1 protein-coding gene is annotated in these 1,184 nt (G+C 64.1%); it reads right to left on the reverse strand.

Annotated features, from left to right (window positions below; all coding sequences use genetic code 11):
• On the reverse strand, positions 1-1,184 hold a 1,184-nt coding region (ilvA, locus tag GNZ12_RS43840), incomplete at both ends, for a threonine ammonia-lyase, biosynthetic (protein ID WP_172319219.1).

Raw genomic sequence — 1,184 nt, forward strand, 5'->3', positions numbered from 1 at the left:
CGCTCCGGAAACTCGAAGCGGAACAGACGTTCGTCGTGGGCCAGAGGCGAGCGTCCGCCGACCATATAGCGGATGTGCTGCTTCGACAGTTCATCGAAAGTCAGATCGACAGTGGCAAAGCCGTGCGCTTCAAATGCGCCCGCGATCTGCGCCGATTCGCTGCGATTCCTGATCTGCACGCCGACGAAGATATGGGCGGAGTTTGCATCCGCAATCCGGTAGTTAAACTCAGTGACGCTGCGCGTGCCCACCAACTCACAGAAACGCCGGAAGCTGCCGCGCTCTTCGGGGATCGTCACGGCGAACACGGCTTCACGGGCTTCACCGACTTCGGCGCGCTCGGCCACGAAGCGCATGCGGTCGAAATTCATGTTCGCGCCAGACGTGATCGCGATCAGAGTCTGGTTCTCGATGCCTTCGCGCTCGGCATACTGCTTGGCGCCCGCCACGGCCAGTGCGCCGGCCGGCTCCAGCACGCTGCGGGTGTCCTGGAACACGTCCTTGATCGCGGCGCACAGCGCATCGGTGTTCACCAGCAGCACATCGTCGAGATATTCGCGGCACAGGCGGAAGGTTTCCTCGCCGACCAGCTTGACCGCGGTGCCGTCCGAAAACAGCCCCACTTCGTTCAGCGTGACCCGTTCACCGGCTTTCAGCGACGCGGCCATTGCGCACGAGTCATCGGTCTGCACGCCGATCACCCTGATCTCCGGGCGCACCGATTTCACGTACGCGGCCACGCCCGCGGCGAGGCCTCCACCGCCGATCGGCACGAAGATCGCGTGGATCGGGCCCTGATGCTGGCTGAGAATCTCCATCGCAACCGTGCCCTGGCCGGCGATCACGTACGGATCGTCGAACGGGTGAACAAACGTCAGGTCGCGTTCTTCCTGCAGCTTTACCGCGTGCCCGTACGCATCGCTATAAGACTCGCCGAACTGCACCACCTCGACCGTCGCCCCGCCATGCGCGCGTACCGCATCGACCTTCACCTGCGGGGTCGTCACCGGCACGACAATGATCGCCTTCACGCCCATGCGGGCCGCCGACAGCGCCACACCCTGCGCATGATTGCCCGCCGACGCGGTAATCACGCCACGCTCCAGCGCCTCCGCCGGAATATGCGCCATCTTGTTGTACGCGCCGCGCACCTTGAACGAGAACACCGGCTGGTTGTCCTCGCG

The organism is Paraburkholderia solitsugae (genome assembly GCF_013177695.1).
GTDB classification, from domain to species: Bacteria; Pseudomonadota; Gammaproteobacteria; order Burkholderiales; family Burkholderiaceae; genus Paraburkholderia; species Paraburkholderia solitsugae.